The sequence below is a fragment of the Chryseobacterium cucumeris genome (assembly GCF_016775705.1).
GTDB classification, from domain to species: Bacteria; Bacteroidota; Bacteroidia; order Flavobacteriales; family Weeksellaceae; genus Chryseobacterium; species Chryseobacterium cupriresistens.
Map to the genome: position 1 here is coordinate 4,734,612 of NZ_CP068760.1, position 17,606 is coordinate 4,752,217.

The following is a 17,606-nucleotide window of genomic DNA, read 5'->3' on the forward strand; positions in this document are numbered from 1 at the left end:
TTTTCTACATATGAAAACTTATTTATTATTGAGCCAACGCACGATGAAAGCTGCAGTTTTGGCATCATTCCTATTTTTAACCAGCACAATGTCTTTTGCTCAGATCGTAAAAACCTACGCAAGCAGCCAGACCAATCAGGTGCTAGGAGTATGCCTGGGTTGTGGTGTATTGAATCCTCAGAATGCTGTAGGGAGCAACGAGAATGACTATTCTACTCTACAGGTTTCAGTGGGGCTTCTTGCAAGAACAGAACAGACATTGATTTTCCCAACTACCAATATTGCGAACAATACCAATAAACTTGTTCTTGCGATAGGTTCAAACGGAACTCCTCTATCTGCACAGCTATTGGGCGGGGTATCTATTGAAACATTTAATGGAGATGTTTCCAATAACGATTACACAAGTCTTGCCACAAAACTGATCACTCTTGGAAGCGGAGATCCAAGCAAAGGGGAAATAGAGATGACGATGAACATCCCTTTTGACCGCATTAAAATAAATGTGAATTCCGGATTATTGAATATCGGTGGAGAGCTTAGAGTATACTATGCTTACCAGTACAAAGATCCTTTCATCAATTTCATGGCTCACAGCCAGGATGGGCAGTTCACTCTTGACAAAAATGTTTCTGCAGAAGGTTCCGAAGTTACTTTAACCAATACTTCAGGGAAAGAAGTATTCCGTTCCAAGCTGACATCAAATACTTTTGATACCAAACAGCCACAAGGGGTATATATTATGAAACTTCAGACAAAAGAAGGAAAAAAATACTCTAAAAAAGTGATTATCAAATAAAGAAGATATACAACAGAATGAACCCGGCAAGCTTTAAAAGCTTGCCGGGTTTTTTATATCATCCCCTATTGATTGGTCAATAAAAACCCCTGACCAAAATTGATCAGGGGTTAAAATAACAAGATTACTATCTGCAATAGTATTAGTTTTTGATTAATTTCTGCTGATATACCGCTTTATCGGTTACAGCTTTTACAATATAAATACCCTTTGGAAGTGCACTTACATTAATCTGACCATTGTTCAGCTGTACATTGATTACTCTGCCTGAAGCATCGTAAAGAGAAACATTCTGAATTTTCTCCTGCGTTTTAATCGTAAGAATATCTGTTACAGGATTTGGATAGATGCCAAACTCAAGCTTCTTAACCTCAGCAGTTGCTAATGTTGAAGCAGTACTGTTTACTGTAAGTGTTTTTTCAATCAATTTACCGTTTGAGTTAAAGCTGATCACAATATCAGATATACCTGAAACAAGCGGTGTCAGAACCAGCTCATCATTATTATTAATTACAGCAGAGACCGTGGTAGGATTGCTGTTTGATTTTACAGTTTTTACAACAGATACCGTCATATTATCGGCATCAGAAACTATTGATTTCAGATCAATTGTCGTTGTGTTTCCTGCAGTAACCTGTGAAGGGAAAACATTACTTACAACAGGAACTGAGTTATTGGTAAATACCGTCAGCGAAGGGAACCAATAGTAGTCGTTCAGAGTTTTTGTATTGATAAGGGCCCCGGTCATATCGTAGGTATGAACCCAGTTTTTCTGGTAGTGTGCTCCATATCCGCTTTCTGTGGTATTCAGAACCAACTCTCCGGTAACAGGGTTTACACGAAGAGCCGCTCCGTACGGAATTTGTTTAAACTGACCTGTTTGTCCTGGAATTGCAGCAAAGTTTTCGTTAAATGTTTTCGTTGTAACATCAAATCTCACAATCTGTGTTCCTGAGCTCCAGCTGCTTATTGAATTGATCCAATATAAAGCATTTTCTTTGTTACTTGCTGTGAATCTTCCGGCATTCCATGCGCCCCAGTCTCCGATATACTTTGTAGTTGGGATATTGTAGATCTGTGTTGCAAAAGTGGTAGGATTAATGCTGATCAGCTTCTGGTCCTGAATTCCCCATACACTTCCGTCTTTAGCCTGAACCACCGAGTAGAACCCTCCTGCAATAGTACTCACTATCGTATCGGTATTAGGATTAATCACTAAAATTCCTACTCCCTGTTTTACGGCAAAAACATATTGTGAAGTACGGATCATATTTCCGATCTGCCCATTTCCACCTGTTCCGGTAATTAAATTACCAACCTGTAAATTATCAATATTAAAAAGAACGATACCGGTGGAAGTACCGATATATCCTTTATGTTCATTAACGCCTACAAATGATCTTCCGTCACCGCCTCCGATGTTATTAAAACCAGCAATTTTCTGCATAGTCTGTGCATTGGCTACAACCAGTCTTCCGCCGGGAGTATATTGAGTATCTCCCCCATCAGCAGCCTGCTTTGATACGAAGTAAAATTTATCACCATAAATTGTTCCGTACTGTGTCGTTGCCCCGAAAGCCTGATTATTATTGGCATTACTGTACACACGGTAATTGATCTGGCCGTTATTATCAATGAAGTTTACAGAACCGTTGGTATGACCAAACCATTCTTCGTTCACCATAAAATATCCGTTGGTATAATTTGTAGAAGCTACATATGGAGAAACCGGAGTCATGGTAGAAGAAACAGGTGTTTCATTAAATCCTACATTGAAATTCCATACATCCCAGGAACCATTTTGCAATGCACGTGAGGAAGCTCCAACACTGGAATATCCGAAATCTGCATCCGTCGGATTCTTTACCCAGTACGCCCAATATCCGTTCACGGTCCAACCTGACTGCCAGTGATCGTTTGCAGCATCTACAATGGTGTAGCTGTCGAAATCATAAGCTGTCGTATTGACAAAACCATTGACCGGATATAACGGATAAGTGGTATTTCCGCTTTTGATCAGGGCATTGGTCCCCTGACCGTTCAGATCAAATCCAATCCCTCCGACTGCTGATCCAAATTGTGTTCCCTGATAAAGCAACGTATATAATCTGTGGTCTGCTTTAGCAATAGCTTTCAGCATATCTTCTCCGGTAGCACTTCCGTTCCATTTGAATCCCCAAACCACCGCATCAGGATTTTTACCGTCGTTCCACTGTACTACAAAAGCAGCCTGATTGGTTCCCGACCCTACCCAATACTGAATATCAGCAAAACTGATGGTAGTGGTATTAAGCTTGCTGATCCCTGAAATATCATTTCTGGGTACGCCCTGAACTTTTATCTGTGCATTCGATACGCATGCGAACAGAAAAAGCATCATAAAAAGATAAAACTTTTTCATTTTTTATTAATTTAAATAGATTGTATTATTATTTGAAATGTAAATCGTAAGCTCCTGCCACTTCTGTAGAAACTTCTCCCAGCCATCCGGCTTCCTGATTGACTCCTGTATATATTTTCATAAAGTCTACGCCCGGAAGTTTTACATATTTTCCACTTCTGTCTACCGCCCATGAAATATCAATATTGGAAGCTTCATCATTATTCGGAGCATTGTCTGCATATCCGAACTCATATGATTTTCCTACCCAATAGGATCCGTCCCCGTTCTGATCGTAGAAATTATTTGCCAGTCTTGTTCCAGAAAACCCGTAAGAACTTTCGGTAAACCATAAGGGATAATAGCTTTGTACGTGAAATGTATTTTTTGTTTTAAACCCCTGATTTCCGAGGTTGTCACTCCACTTGATATATTCAACATCGGTCTGCCAGAATTCAGTTCCGGCTACAGGTGTTTTATTTTCGTCAGGCTTAAAATAAGTTATGCTGTAATCTTTTACGGTAGCATTTTTAAAATATTCACTGCCTGCAATTTCGTACCATTCATCATTATCCGGCTTTCCATTTTTATTTCTGTCGTAGGCAACCATAATAATTCCCGGTTCGCAAGATCCTGAACGTTGATCCGCAGCATCATTTCCAAAGAATGCATTTCCCAGTACTTTAAAATCACGTCCATTCAGATTGGGAATCGTATGATCAAAACCAAACACTACATATCCGCCATAGCCACCAAGACTGATCATGGTGGAATTACCTCCTACCAACGATTCGTTGGCTTTCTGAAGCATATTCGCGGTAGTATTTCCTGGTAGATATTCCGGAATTTCGTTCATAAACTGCCCTACGGCAGGACGGAACTCTAATACTTTAGAAATATATTTACTGTAAGGTGTTTTTTCTTTGGTAACGATTATTTTAGAATGAAAAACCTGCTCGTTTCCTTTATTGTTAATCTTCAAAGTCAAAGGATAAGCATCTGCAGTAGGACTGATGAATTCAAGTTCTGAATTCTGAGAGATAATAGAGTCATTAATACTCCATGTAACCGATCCTGAAGCATTGGTAGGAATACTCAAAACCTTTAAACGTTCAATGGTATAGGAATCATCAAGTCCATTAAATGTAAATTCATTTTCATCATCATGTTTACAGGCTATCACTCCTACAAGGAAGCAGGATAGAAATCCGATTTTCAAATAAGTAAAGCTATTTCTGTTCATTTTTTAAAGTTTGGTTATTTGTATAAAAAAGCGAAGTGGGCAGGTATATTTCCCCCTTCCGTTTTCCATTTAAAGTGTCCGTTTTTATCAAAGCAATACACAAATCCCATGGATACATAATTTCTGGCATCTGTCATGTAGATATCTTCTGTGATGGGATTTACGGCAATGCCGTAAGGGGTTTTAATGGCATCTTCATATTCTTTATCAAAAATTCTGTTGGCAATGATCTGTTCTGTTTTTACATCAATGATTCCAAATGTCTTTTTATAGCTGTGGGTGTTGTAATTGAATTCATTTCCATAGAAATAGAGTTTATCATTTACGATTGTCATTTCACTCACGGAGAGATGAAAATCTTTCTTGACTGTTCCCGTGGCTGCATCTATGAGATAAAGACTGGAAGGAACATTATAATAATCTCCTCTTGAGGTTACATAGAGATCACCGTAATTATCTTTTTTAATGTGATGAAGATTGATGGCAACATTTATTTTTTTGAGTTCGGTAAAAGTATTCAGATCAATTACCGAAACAGTATTGTCATAATCGGGAGCTTTATATCCTCCGGAATTGGCAACAAATAAGGTATTTCCCACAATTTCTATTTCTTCGGGCTGATATCCTACCACTACCTCACGCTGGATGGAAAGAGAAGCCGTATCAATTTCCACTACTTTCCCCTTCGGTGCTTTCGGGTTAATCGCTACAGGTCCGGCGTAGCTGCTGGCATAAGCTTTTCCGTTTTTGAAAGCAAGGTATCGGCAGTTTTGTAATGGAATAGAAGTAATACGTTTAGCCGTTTTAGCATCCAGCACTTCAATTTTATTGGAAACATTGACTACGATATAGAGCTTGCTTCCATAAACTTTGATATCATTTCCTACATCTCCCAGCTCTTTTACCACATTGGGATTGATTTCTGCATAAATATTTCTAAAATAAGTTCCCTTGGTGTAATCAAAAAAATCCAGGGTACATTTATTACTCCCCATATTCCCTTCATTGAGCATATAGAAGCCTTTTATTGCTGTGTTTTCTGAAGGAAGTCCTTCCACCACTTCCTGACGGACAATAATTTCATCTGTACGGCATGAGGTAAGAAAAGCTAATACCAGAAATAAAAAATAAAAGTTTAGTTTTCTCATAGGGTAAAGTTTAGAATAAGTTTAAAGTTTCTTCCGGGCATCGGATAATTGAGGACCACATCATAGTACTGATTGAAAATATTATTCATCTCAAAGCTTACCTTAAACTGATGATTCGCCCAGTTGAATTTTTTCTGAACAGACAAATCGTGCGTATACCAGGGCTGCACATAATTGTATTGAATGTTATCCTGGTTCACGTCATATCTTTCTCCTACGTACATTGCACTGTAATTGAAACTCCAGTCTTTATAATCCGCCATCAGACTGAACGATCCGCTATGCCATGGGGTATAAGGAATCTGATTGCGGTAAAAAGTATCTTCAGGATCACTCATATCTCTTGCACTTTGATAAGTGTAGGAAAGCAACGGTCTAAGAATAACTTTTCCAAGCTGCATTTCAGTCTGTACATTCACATCAGCTCCAATGATTTCAACCATTCCCAGGTTCATCATCAGCCAGCGGAACATGCTTCCGTTCGGAGCTGCCACAATTTTATCCTGTACTTTGTTGTAGTAACCGTCTACTTTAGCATAAAATGTTTTAAAGAGACGGTTGTTATAATTCTTCTGATAGGTAAATCCTACATCGTACTGATTGGTAAATTCAGGTTTCAGGTAAGTATTTCCGATATTGGTATAATACAGATCATTGAAGGTCGGAAGTCTGAAAATTCTTTTATAGAAAGCCCTTAGAGTAAGCTCCGGAATTTTTTCCGGCTGATAGCTCATAAACACTGCAGGTGTCCACTCTCTGGCATCTCCCGGTCTTTTATTTTTTCTAACTTCTTCAAATGTAAAGGTTCCTAAAAGGCTTCCCAAAATTTTGAATCTGTTCCACTGATACGTTGTTGCTAATGCGACCAATGTAGTGTAGCGGGTAGGATAAGAAAAGTTATCCAGATTCGCGTCCAGATTATTGTACTGAAAATCTCCACTCAGGCTGACATCCCAATTGGGAGTGATTGAGTAAATATTGGAAGAGGAAAGATAAAGTTCCCTTTGAATGTAGGTATTATCGGTATAAATAATAGACTGCGAACGAACCGTGTCCATGAAATGGGTATAATCGTAGGCAAATTTTGCTTTCAGCTGTGTTTCAAATTTCGGGAACAGTTTTTTTCTCAGATTAGCCTGTACAAAATAATTCTCATCGGAAAGTCTCGCTCCTCTTCCTTCAAAGCGCCCGTTAACGATGGGTGCCGGCATTCCGCGGTTTGAAATATAACCGTAGCCACGGATATTCCAGCTTCCGTTATTTAAAGTTCCGTTGAGAGAAGTTTCAAAACGTTTTGCCCGAATATCTGAATCCTGTCTTTTGGCAATGGTATCATAGGCTTGCTGTCCGTCCGGATATTTCTTCGCGTACCGGAACCTGTAAATTCCGTCACTCTGCATAAATTCGCCACTGAAACTGGCAGAAACCCTGTCTGAAATTTTCTGCTCCAGCCGGAATGACGGATTGAAGAGGTCTATGGAAGCACTTTTGGCTCTTATCACAAGATTGGTTTTTCTTGTTCCTTTAAACACAGGAGTTTTAGGCTGTAAATAAATAGATCCTGAAGAACCGAAATCTTTTGCAGGTTGAAAAATTTCACTTTTCTGTCCGTTGTATAATGAAATTTCTTCCAGATCATCCAGAGAATACCTTCCCAGATCCACAAGGCCGTTTTGGGCATTTCCTAATTGAATTCCATCATAGAAAACACCTACATGCTGGCTTCCCATGCTTCGGATGTTGATGGTTTTCAAACCACCCAATCCGCCGTAATCTTTAATCTGCACACCCGAAAAATACCGCAGCGCATCTGCTACAGAATGACTGTTTAATCTTTCCAGCTGCTCTCCCTGCAGGGTTTGTGCAGGTATAATTTCTTTAAAATTCTTTTTGTAAAGATTGATTCCTTTAATAGTCTCTTCCTGAAGACTGTCTTTTTTCTTAGTTTGGGAAAACACAAGTTGAGATGTTAACACTAATATTGTGAAAACAGCTTTATGAATTGCAGAAGTAGTTAGTTTTGCTGCCATTAGCTCATTTAGGGTAATGAAGACGCTAATGGGGTATAAGAATACAACGATAAAGCACAGCTGTCACTGCACAGAATCATTGATGTCCTAAGCTTTATTCCACGAAAGCGTCAAACGATTATTGTCTGGCAGGTCTTCTGACTTACTCCATTTTTGAAATCCTTCCCATTAAAAAACAGTGGATATATTCTTCAAAAACTTGGTGTGGAGCTTACAGCAGCGGGTCTGTCCCGGATTTTCACCGGATTCCCTTTTAAGAGCTTTTTACGGCTCACCAAATTCCGGCAAAGATAAATAATTATTCCTAATCCCCAACTAAAATAATGATTTATAAACAATTAAAGCTCCCGAAGGAGCTTTAACATGATTTCAACAAGGGTTTCTTTTTAAATTCCAATATTCAGAAAAATACTGAATCTTGATTGAGCTTCAATATCTCCTCCCGCCAGGCGTGTGTACATGGGAAGCATGACTTCACTTCCCAGGCTCAGCTTTTTATAAGAGGCTTCAAATCCCAGTTTTCCGTACAAAGCGCTACCAGCAGTATTCGGCAGTGCCTCATCAAACTGTTTGTTCTGAGCGTAGACTTCTCCCTGAACTCCAGTTTTTACAGAGAATATAGATTTTTCATTTCCTGCAACCTGATAAAAACCCGTTGCTGCATAGTTCCATTGGTTTCCAAAACGGTAATTTTTCTTATTCTCTGTTTTGATCATATAGTCTGTATTGACCAATACGGCTACTTTATTTTTCTGAAACTTATAATTCAAAGCGGCCTGATAATCCCAGCTTCCGGTTCCCAGCTGAAAGCTAGGGTTGACACCGGATGCTCCTTTTTCATCAAACTTGCCAAGTGGAATTTTCACGCCCAAACCTCCACTCAGATGATGGAAATTATCTTTAGAGCTCATCAGCTGGTAAATTCCCATCAGGTTTAAATCTCCTATTCCATTGATTCTAATATCTCCCTGCATGGTTTTCTTTTCATGAAAATGGAATGGCAGACTCGCATAAACACTCAGCTTTTTAGTCAGAGGAATTTTCCCCCAAAGTTGCAGCGTATTGAAATACTGATCTTGGGTAAGGTCTTTTACAAACAAGTTCTCTTTAGCTTTGTAATGCTGCGCAAAATACTTAATTCCGACAAACTGTGGATTCAACAATGACTCAAAGCCGGAAGATCCGTTTCCTGCTGCACAGCCGCAAGCATCACAGTCATCATCAAAATTGAATCTGCTGAAAGTTTCCGGAGCAATATAAGCACTGTCTCTGATGATCTTTGCCTGATACTGACTAAACAGGATCAAACTTACTATCACTATAATCTTCTTCATGTCTTTTATAAATTATTCTGCAAATTTTGGATTGGATATAAAATTTTTATCCGATAATGTTTTCAGGAACGCAATGATCGATTGTTTTTCCTGGCTGTTCATAGCAATTCCTATGTGGCCGTTCTGTTTTAGCTGAGGATCAAGATTGGCATTATCTTCTACCTGATCAGAATAGAAATTAAGTACCGCCTCTAACGTGTAAAATCTTCCGTCATGCATATAAGGTGCGGTATATTCTATATTTCTTAAACTGGGAACACGGAATTTCATCCAGTCGACCTGGTTAAGAGTAACTCTGTAACGTCCGGCATCCTTGAATTCTGTATTGTAATACATTCCCGTATTTCTGAAACTCTCATCAGTAAATAATTCTCCGCTATGACAGGAAGCACATTTCTGATTGAATAATGCCATCCCCTGAGATTCTGCCGAAGTCAGCTGCTCTTTTCCCTGTCTGAACCGGTCATATTTTGAATCTGCAGAAATTAAGGAAGCCATAAACTGCGACAATGCTTTCAGAATTCTTTCTCCGGTAATAGTTTCGTCTCCATAAGCTTCCCTGAAAAGTTTTTTATACTTCTGGTCATCTTTTATTTTTGAAATGGCTTCCGGTATGGAACTGTCCATTTCATTCACATCAGTAATCGGGCTGATGGGCTGCTCATTCAGATTGTGAATCACTCCGTCCCACATATATCTTTTCAAAAAAGCCATATTCTGGATGGGCGGTGCATTCCTGATTCCGATTCTGTCGTCTACCCCATGGCTCACCGTATGACCATGATGGGTAAAAGCATTTTCCTGAATATGGCAAAAACCGCATGAAATGGTATTATTTCTTGAAAGCCTGCCTTCATAGAATAATTTTCGTCCTAGCTCCACTCCATTTTTGGTCACCGGATTAATGGATGTATCAAAAGTCATTTCCGGAAAATAAGAAGGAAACTCCAGATTGTAGGCTTCATCTTTTTCCAATGGCTGAATCACCTCATCAGAACATGAAATGCAACTCAATACAAATACAAGCAGAACCAGTATTGTTTTAACAAAAAAATTAATCATTATGAACGTGGTCTACTTTAAACATTTTTGTAAGATTATTGGTAACATCTACCAGGTGCTGGTTTGAACCCATCAGCATATCATTGGCTGTGGTAAGTGTAAGTGTCTTGTCTCCGCTCAAAAATTGGTTCAGATCTGCCAGAATATGGACAGAAGGACGAATTTTTGTCGTTACCCTTGCTGTTGTCGGAAGATTCAGTGTAATTTCGCGATACAGATCAGGTGTATTGTTGGCTGCAGTATTTCCCATATTTCCTGTGTGATTCATAAATTCTTTTGAAGGAGAATCTGTACCGTATTTCCCTTCCAGTTTTACAAATACATAACCGGCAGCCCATGACCAGGACATTCCCTTCTGCTTGGCTTTTGTCCAGAATTCAGCCTGTCCGTCCTGTCCCAGCAAATACGCTTTTTGACTCACGCCTAATCCAAATCTTATTTTTTTGTAATTGTTTTTCGGAACGCCATCCAGATTAAGATAAACAATTCCGGCTACCGCATCTGCCTGGTCTACGATAAAAGCTCCTTTGTCAGGATTATTTTCGTTGTATTTAAATTCGTTTCCGTTTTCGTCTATCAATGCAATATTACTGATGACGTATTTCAAAGCAGAAAAGTTATGTTTCTGTCCGTTAGCAGAAGTCTGAACCGTCTGATTTAGAACGATATCTCCCACATTGTTAAATCCGTTTTCAAATTTGATCTGAAGTTTTCCAGGCGTAGTATCCTGTGGGTTGTCATCATCCCTGCTGCTTCCGCAGGCTGTAAAAGAGAATACAGTAAAGGCAATAAAGAATAGTGATAAAAATTGAGAAATTTTCATTGTTGATTTTTTAAGTTGAATTAATTTGAATGGCTGTAACAGCATCGTTTTTTTACCACAAAAGGCACAAAAGTTCTTACACTTAAGTTGATCAAGTGGTAAATTTTATGCACAATAAGAACACTTAGCTTTTAATTTATATAAGCTTTTGTGACTTTTGTGGTTAATTAGTGATCGTTTAACTTAAAAAACCGGTGGTTTGAAAATATGGGTAAGAAACAGGAAATAATAGGTTGTTTCGTAGGTAAAATTGAAATTGAAAAACGAAATTTTTCCAGTAGTGTTGATCTCTGTAGTCTCCGGCAGAATATAGGTATCCAGAACTTTCTGCCCAGAGTTTTTGAGTTTCTGAAAAGGTGAAGATTCTGAATCATTGGCTTTGGCGAGCTCTTTACTCAGGTAACATTTTCCGTTACAGTGAACCTCCGGCCTGGTTTTATTGATACAGAGAACTTTAACAATATAATCATAATTTACAGCATACTCTACCACGGGCACTAAAGGTCTTAGCACCATATAGAAGGTAAAAAGTATGCTGTACAATATTTTCATCAAATTATTTCTTGCTTATCGCTTCGTCATATCTTCTGCTGATTTCTTTCCAGTTGGTAACATTCCAGATCGCGGTAAGATAATCTGCTCTTTTATTCTGATATTTTAAATAATAAGCATGCTCCCATACATCAATGCCGAAGATTGGAGTTCCTTTTTCTTCTACAACATCCATCAAAGGATTGTCCTGATTAGGAGTAGAGGAAACAAACAGTTTTCCATCTTTCCCTACAGAAAGCCAGGCCCATCCTGAACCAAAACGGTCTGCACCTGCCTTAGACATTTTTTCTTTAAAAGCATCCATACTTCCGAAAGTTTCATTGATGGCTTTTGCTAATTTTGCTGAAGGCTGTGTATTTTTCTGAGGAGTAAGAACCGTCCAGAACAATTCGTGGTTGTAATGTCCTCCTGCATTATTTCTTACTGCAGCAGGCAATTTTGAAACATTGGAAAGAATCTGAAACAAAGTTTCTTTTTCCTGTGGAGTTCCAGCAATGGCTTTATTCAAGTTAGCAGCATATGCTGCACCGTGTTTTGAATAATGAATTTCCATCGTTTGGGCATCAATATTTCCTTCCAAAGCATTATAAGCATAAGGAAGAGGCGTCTGCGAAAACTGAGCCATTGTAAATTGGGCTGCGAAAACTGCAGTTATAGCAGCTATTTTCAAAATCTTCATAATTTTTTTGTTTATGGTTGAACAATGTTTTCTTTTTAAGTGGGAGGTCGGTGATCGATGCTGGAAGTAATTGATGTTATAGCCTAACTTTTTCAACTTCTATTTCCTTTTACAGCCATCTCAAAAAACTGCTAGAGCTTCATAGTCTGGAATAACTTCCAGTTTCAGACATCCGGCTTCCCCCCTTTCCTATTTCAATAATTTTTTAATATCCTCAATAAGAATTTCTCTATCTGGGTGATATTTTCCTGTCAGCATAGGTGTTTTACCTTCCGGATCTCCATAATTCAGTCCTGAATAATAGAGAATAGGCATATTTTCCTTGTTGTATCTGCAACGGATATTCCCCTCCTGATCTACCAGCGCAATCATTCCGCTGTGGTTCAGGCTTTCTCCTTCATCTTCTTTATCACCTACGTAGATATTAAACTGATCCGCAAGTTTTCCAATATAGGTACGGTCTCCGGTCAGGAAGTGCCAGTTCGGAGATTTTGCACCAATTCTTTGGGCATGTTCTTTCAATGCTGCTGGTGTATCGTTTTCCGGATCAATACTGATGGAGATAATGCCAAAGTTGGGATCATTAATCTGGTTCTGAATCGCTTTCATATTGGTATTCATCACCGGGCATATGGTAGGACATTTGCTGAAGAAAAATTCTACGAGATATACTTTTCCCAGCATATCTTTATTGGTAACTTTTTTACTGTTCTGATCTGTAAGTTCAAAGTCCGGAACTTTCATCACAGTATAAAGGTTCTTTTTAAAATACCCCATTCCCACACCTATTCCCAGGAAAAGCAATGCAAATACCGCAATGGGTATGATCACTTTACTTTTATTTGCGGTCTTTTTATTTTTGGGCATATCTTTCAGGACTTTTTTTGAATTCACCTTTGCAGGAGACACTGCAAAAACCGTACGTTTTATTTTTATACACAGCAGTATCTTTTATAGATCCGGCAGTTTTCATGTGGCAGACAGGATCTTCTTCGTTCACTACCTGTACATTTTCTATTTTCTTCCCCGAGGAGTCCATGTGGCTTGCATGCTTTACCTGAGGAGTTTCCTTGGCACACGACAGTAATGATACTGACAGCAAGGCAGTCAAAATTATAGGAGATTTCATTTTAATGTTAAATTGAAATTAATAATGTTAAATAAAGTTATGATACCATATACAAGTCTGAAAAAAGCACAACAATTCTCAAGAAGAACTGATGTATTTCTTATTGCTTACAATGGTTCATTTGAATTATCGAATGCATCTTTAATGGTTTACTAATGAAAGCTTTATAAAGTTCCATCTTACAAACTAAAAATATAGTTTATAATAAAAATTAAACCAACGGAGGATGGAAAATCCTTGAAAAATATTCTGAAGAATGAGAATTAAAATAACTTGAATCGGGAATTTCAGAAAGTGATTCCGAATTCAAATGAGCGGAGAAGGAAAGGATATCGTGAGAAATAAAAACATCTAATCCAGCAATCTTTATGGTTTGGGAGCTGTTGGACTGTTTTTCTGTTTTAGCCAGCTCTTTTTCCACGTAGCATTTTCCTTTACAGGTTGACTGTGGTACATTTCTCTTCTCACAAAGGTTTTTCACAATATAATCATAATTCACGGCATAATTTACCAATGGCAAAACAGGACGTAATGCAACGGTAAAAATGATGAATATGGAAATGAATAACCTCACCGATTTTGTTCTCTGTTACAAATATACTACTTCAAAACTGTTTTATAACAGATTTATGATGAATGTCATTATGCTTATCTACTGTTACCTATAAAAATCACAAAACTGTGCCTGTCACCGGAATAATTTTATCCCGAACTTTGAGTAAGACTTTAGACCTAAATAAAAATTTAGTTCTTTATATACAATTTAATCTTGTTGATAAAAGCTTTGCTGATGTTTTTGGCAGAGCTTTTTTATATTCTTTGTTTTGTTGGAAATCGCAAAGTCTCAAGTTCTTTTTAAAATGCTTACTGTTTTAAGACGCAAGGATTTTATCTGCGATAATTTAATAAGACTAATAATGATTCTGAATGAGACTAATCATTAAGACATCATCTTGCTGAAAATCTTTGATTTTCTTGCGTCCTTAAAAACACCACAATTTTAATCTTCTTTGCGCCTTTGCGCTCATCCAACAAAAAATAGCTCAGCTGGATAGAGCATCTGCCTTCTAAGCAGACGGTCAAAGGTTCGAATCCTTTCGCGCTCACATAAAGACTTACTGGAAACAGTGAGTCTTTTTTGTTTTTATTCCCTCAAACAATAATTACTGAATAGAGCATCCCGATTTGTAATCGGGACGGCAAAACTTCGAATCCTTTCGCGCTCATATAAGACTTTCGGAAACAGTGAGTCTCTTTGTTTTAATACCTACAATTACTCAAACGAAAAAAAAGAAATGGGACATCCGGATTCATCATTATTTATTGAAAATAAAAGTTTATTAACCGGATAACTTATCCTTCCTGTTGAAAAAATCAATGTATAGCTTATATAAGATATCTCATTGTAACCGTATAAGCCCATATGATTCTGATGTATTATTTGATTTATTGTTCATTTTTCATCAGTAAATCTATTTTATATTTATTTTAAAAGTAGGATTTGCAGTATTAATTCTTAGTAAAAAACACAGGTAAAGAATGACTTACTCTTATTAATAAATTATTTTTTATTTCTTGTTAACGTCTTTGCGCAAAAGCAAACACAACAACCACACCATAACAAAGCCTATCTACAGTGCTTACAAACTATTAACATACATCATGCATACAACATAATAAACAACTCTACATATAGCACAAAAACAAAATGATGTATTTATGATGTATTCAATTATTCTTCTTGTTTGTTTTTTTTTTTGAAATTGCAGACAAATTACTGATTCTAAAGCACAAATAGATCAAAAAACCTTTATGATGCCTACAGGTGGGATTAATAGTCCCACCCGTTTTTTTAAATGGCATTATGCTGAATGACAAGAATCAATACACTGCAGATTATATAGATTATATCTTAATGAATTTATTTTATCATGTATCCATCTCATTCCTGTATTATCTTTAATTCTATAGCCATGAACACATTGAAAAACTTTAACAGGATAATCTATTGCCTGATTTTTACATTTTGTTGTTCTAAACTATTTCCACAACGCTATACTATACACCAAATAGATACTTTACTTATAAAAACCAATGAAGAACTCAGGACAAAATTATCTAACAAAGATCTTATCATCTGGAATCAAAAAATTATAAAATCCGCCATTAAGAATAAATATCCTAAGGGAGAAGCATGGGGTTATGCCAATATTGCGAATCGTCTATGGTTGACGGGAGAATTTAAAAAGGCTCTGGAATATCTGAGCTATGCGGAAAAGAAATCGAAAAAGATTAATGATGGCTTTCTTACCGGTAAAATCAATCAGGAGTATTCACAAGTCTATAACAGAATGAATCTACCCAAAATGGCTTTAGATTATAATTTAAAAGCCATGAAATATGCTTTAAGATTAAAAAAAGATAATCAGGACTGCCGTTTTTTCTTACGGTATGTCTATTCAACCCGGGCGGTTTATTTCAGCGGAACCCAACAGCTGGACTCATCACTTATCTATCTCCATAAAGCTATGAAAATTGATCCCAATCCTTTAGATATAGCCCATATAGCAAGGCATTATACAATATACAAGTGGAATTTAGATTCAGCCAACTCTTATTTTAAAAAAGCCTTTGACCTGTTAGAAACCCAAAGGTTTAAGCATAATAAGTACCAAACAGCAGTAGCCTTATATGATTATGGCATTTTTATGCAGGTACAGAAAAAAAATAACGAGGCTATTAATGCTTTCAGCCAATCTGTTAAACTGGCAAAAGAAGTAGACAGACCTCAGCTGGTTTTAAATGATTACAGATTGCTTGCCTCGGTGTACAAGGCGCTAAAAAAAACTGACAAAGAAGTTGAATATTTAAATAAAGCAGCCTCACTAAATGATAGTATATACAATAACCTAAGCAGTGCTATCACATTATCTTTCAATAAAATAGCTAAAGAAGATGAGGAAGAAAAAATGAAAGCTAAAAATCAAGCAGTTTTATGGTATGGAGGGATTTCATTTGTAATCATTACTGTATTGTCTCTTTATTTTTATCAGCAGATTAAAAGAAAGAAAAAAAAGCTTGTAGAAAGCAAACAAATCATTCTTCAGCAGGAAGAAGAAACAAAAATTCTAAAAAGAAAGCTCAGTGAAAATCATGAGCAGATCATCCAGCTGGCAAAGAAAAACAGTGTTGGTTTTTTATCATTATTTCAGAAGACTTATCCTGAAGTCTGCCAGCAGCTTTTAAAAATCAATCCTCGTCTTTCTCATTCCGATTTATCTTTCTGTGCTATGATATGGTTAGGATTCTCTTCAAAAGAAATTGCACAATATTCTTCAATGGAGCATAGATCTGTACAAACAAAAAAATACCGTTTACGCAAAAAATTATACCTTGATGCAGAAAGTGATCTCTATCAATCTATCAAATCAATATCTGAAACCGAATAATTTTAGAGGAACACAAACAGCTGTTTTTACTAATTAATAAATATGATGGTGGTTATCTGCAAACGGGTTTCATCATGACATTATACTAAAAATCCCTCAACCGTAATTGAGGGATTTTAATTACATTCTGATTTTATTTCAGTCTGTATGTATTTCCATTCCAAAGGTAAGTTTTGGAAGAATGTTTTTTCTTCTCTTTGTCTTTCTCGTCTACTTCCATATCTTCCACTTTTAAGATAAATGCATTGGGAATTCCTCCTTTATCATTTGGAAAAATATATTCTTCACTGTGATAAAAAACACCGGCATCCCCTACATTCATTAATTGCGGAAGAGTAATAAGTTTTTTATCCTTAAAAAGAACGTACTGATCATAGCCGGCAATTCCACAGGCTTCTCCGGAAACTGAAGCTTTAAGAGTAAATTCTACATTTTGAAGCTTGTGGCTGCTTTCAATATTAAAAGATGCTGAACTCAGTTCTTCTCCTTTTCCTGTATCAAAATACACCTCATCAAGGAGCATACTTCCTTCCAATACTTTTATTCCGGCAATATTCTGCTTTTCAGTCTCATTGAATTCTTTGTTCTTCCTGTCAATTGTTTTGGAAAGCCCAAAAAGGAAATCGTACCCGTTTTTATTGCGGTATCCTACACAAAGATTACCCCCCCAAATATATCCTTCCACTGTATTTTCACCTTTCTGATATGATATTTTATACCAGTTGGCAGCTCTTTCTCCCAATTTCAGAACGCCTTCTTCTTTTTTCAGAATCATTATCTGCTGATTGGTCTGAAGTGAATCTACAATCTGGGCATTTACTGTGGGATCTAATCTCACCCGGGTCCAATCTGTAAAGATCTTCTGCGTTTTATTTTCTTCGAAACCAAAGATACCATCTGCATATACTTCATTTTCCTGAGCTGTAAAAAACTGCAGCATCAGTAAAAGTAAAGCTGTCCATAAAGCTTTCATATTCG

General features: G+C 37.1%; 15 protein-coding genes and 1 riboswitch. Of the genes, 2 read left to right on the top strand and 13 right to left on the bottom strand.

The features are described 5' to 3' along the window. Nucleotides 1-10: 10 nt before the first annotated feature. Entirely contained in the window at nt 11-799 is a 789-nt protein-coding gene (locus tag JNG87_RS21315) for a T9SS type A sorting domain-containing protein (protein ID WP_202840902.1), read from the top strand. Between the two features lie 142 nt (nt 800-941). Here JNG87_RS21315 and JNG87_RS21320 read toward each other — a convergent pair whose 3' ends face one another. The 12 genes from JNG87_RS21320 to JNG87_RS21375 form a co-directional block, all read right to left on the bottom strand. After that, entirely contained in the window at nt 942-3,200 is a 2,259-nt protein-coding gene (locus JNG87_RS21320) for a DUF5074 domain-containing protein (protein ID WP_202840903.1), read from the bottom strand. A 28-nt stretch (nt 3,201-3,228) separates the two neighbouring features. Beyond that, complete coding sequence (locus JNG87_RS21325; RefSeq protein ID WP_202840904.1) at nt 3,229-4,422, bottom strand: cell surface protein; 1,194 nt, start codon at nt 4,420-4,422, stop codon at nt 3,229-3,231. A gap of 14 nt (nt 4,423-4,436) precedes the next feature. After that, complete coding sequence (locus tag JNG87_RS21330; RefSeq protein ID WP_202840905.1) at nt 4,437-5,570, bottom strand: YncE family protein; 1,134 nt, start codon at nt 5,568-5,570, stop codon at nt 4,437-4,439. Next, nucleotides 5,567-7,600 (bottom strand): TonB-dependent receptor plug domain-containing protein, encoded by a 2,034-nt coding sequence (locus JNG87_RS21335; protein WP_202840906.1) that lies wholly within the window; start codon nt 7,598-7,600, stop codon nt 5,567-5,569. Before JNG87_RS21335 ends, JNG87_RS21330 begins: the two co-directional genes overlap by 4 nt. A 109-nt stretch (nt 7,601-7,709) precedes the next feature. Further along, nucleotides 7,710-7,894, bottom strand: a riboswitch (cobalamin riboswitch). A 92-nt stretch (nt 7,895-7,986) separates the two neighbouring features. Further along, on the bottom strand, nt 7,987-8,934 hold the full coding sequence (locus JNG87_RS21340) for a transporter (RefSeq protein ID WP_202840907.1): 948 nt from the start codon (nt 8,932-8,934) through the stop codon (nt 7,987-7,989). Between the two features lie 12 nt (nt 8,935-8,946). After that, nucleotides 8,947-9,996 carry a cytochrome-c peroxidase gene (locus tag JNG87_RS21345; RefSeq protein WP_202840909.1) on the bottom strand — a complete coding sequence of 350 codons (1,050 nt, stop codon included), beginning with the start codon at nt 9,994-9,996 and terminating at the stop codon, nt 8,947-8,949. After that, nucleotides 9,989-10,819 carry an MbnP family protein gene (locus tag JNG87_RS21350; protein ID WP_202840911.1) on the bottom strand — a complete coding sequence of 277 codons (831 nt, stop codon included), beginning with the start codon at nt 10,817-10,819 and terminating at the stop codon, nt 9,989-9,991. The genes JNG87_RS21345 and JNG87_RS21350 overlap by 8 nt, the downstream gene beginning before the upstream one ends. 183 nt (nt 10,820-11,002) lie before the next feature. Beyond that, entirely contained in the window at nt 11,003-11,371 is a 369-nt protein-coding gene (locus tag JNG87_RS21355) for a hypothetical protein (protein ID WP_238349637.1), read from the bottom strand. Nucleotides 11,372-11,375: 4 nt separating this feature from the next. Then, nucleotides 11,376-12,050, bottom strand: a complete 675-nt coding sequence (locus JNG87_RS21360; protein WP_317193487.1) for a superoxide dismutase — start codon at nt 12,048-12,050, stop codon at nt 11,376-11,378. Nucleotides 12,051-12,239: 189 nt separating this feature from the next. Next, complete coding sequence (locus JNG87_RS21365; protein ID WP_202840913.1) at nt 12,240-12,917, bottom strand: SCO family protein; 678 nt, start codon at nt 12,915-12,917, stop codon at nt 12,240-12,242. Then, nucleotides 12,904-13,179 (bottom strand): YHS domain-containing protein, encoded by a 276-nt coding sequence (locus tag JNG87_RS21370; protein ID WP_062673491.1) that lies wholly within the window; start codon nt 13,177-13,179, stop codon nt 12,904-12,906. The genes JNG87_RS21365 and JNG87_RS21370 overlap by 14 nt, the downstream gene beginning before the upstream one ends. 211 nt (nt 13,180-13,390) lie before the next feature. Next, nucleotides 13,391-13,753, bottom strand: a complete 363-nt coding sequence (locus JNG87_RS21375; protein ID WP_062673489.1) for a hypothetical protein — start codon at nt 13,751-13,753, stop codon at nt 13,391-13,393. A gap of 1,399 nt (nt 13,754-15,152) precedes the next feature. On the opposite strand from JNG87_RS21375, the gene JNG87_RS21380 reads away from it, so the two are divergent. Continuing rightward, nucleotides 15,153-16,628, top strand: coding sequence for a tetratricopeptide repeat protein (locus JNG87_RS21380; RefSeq protein WP_202840914.1), 1,476 nt, complete (start codon nt 15,153-15,155; stop codon nt 16,626-16,628). A 133-nt stretch (nt 16,629-16,761) separates the two neighbouring features. Here the strand turns inward: JNG87_RS21380 and JNG87_RS21385 are convergent, their stop codons facing one another. Continuing rightward, nucleotides 16,762-17,601, bottom strand: a complete 840-nt coding sequence (locus JNG87_RS21385; RefSeq protein ID WP_202840915.1) for an SH3 domain-containing protein — start codon at nt 17,599-17,601, stop codon at nt 16,762-16,764. Between the last annotated feature and the right edge of the window lie 5 nt (nt 17,602-17,606).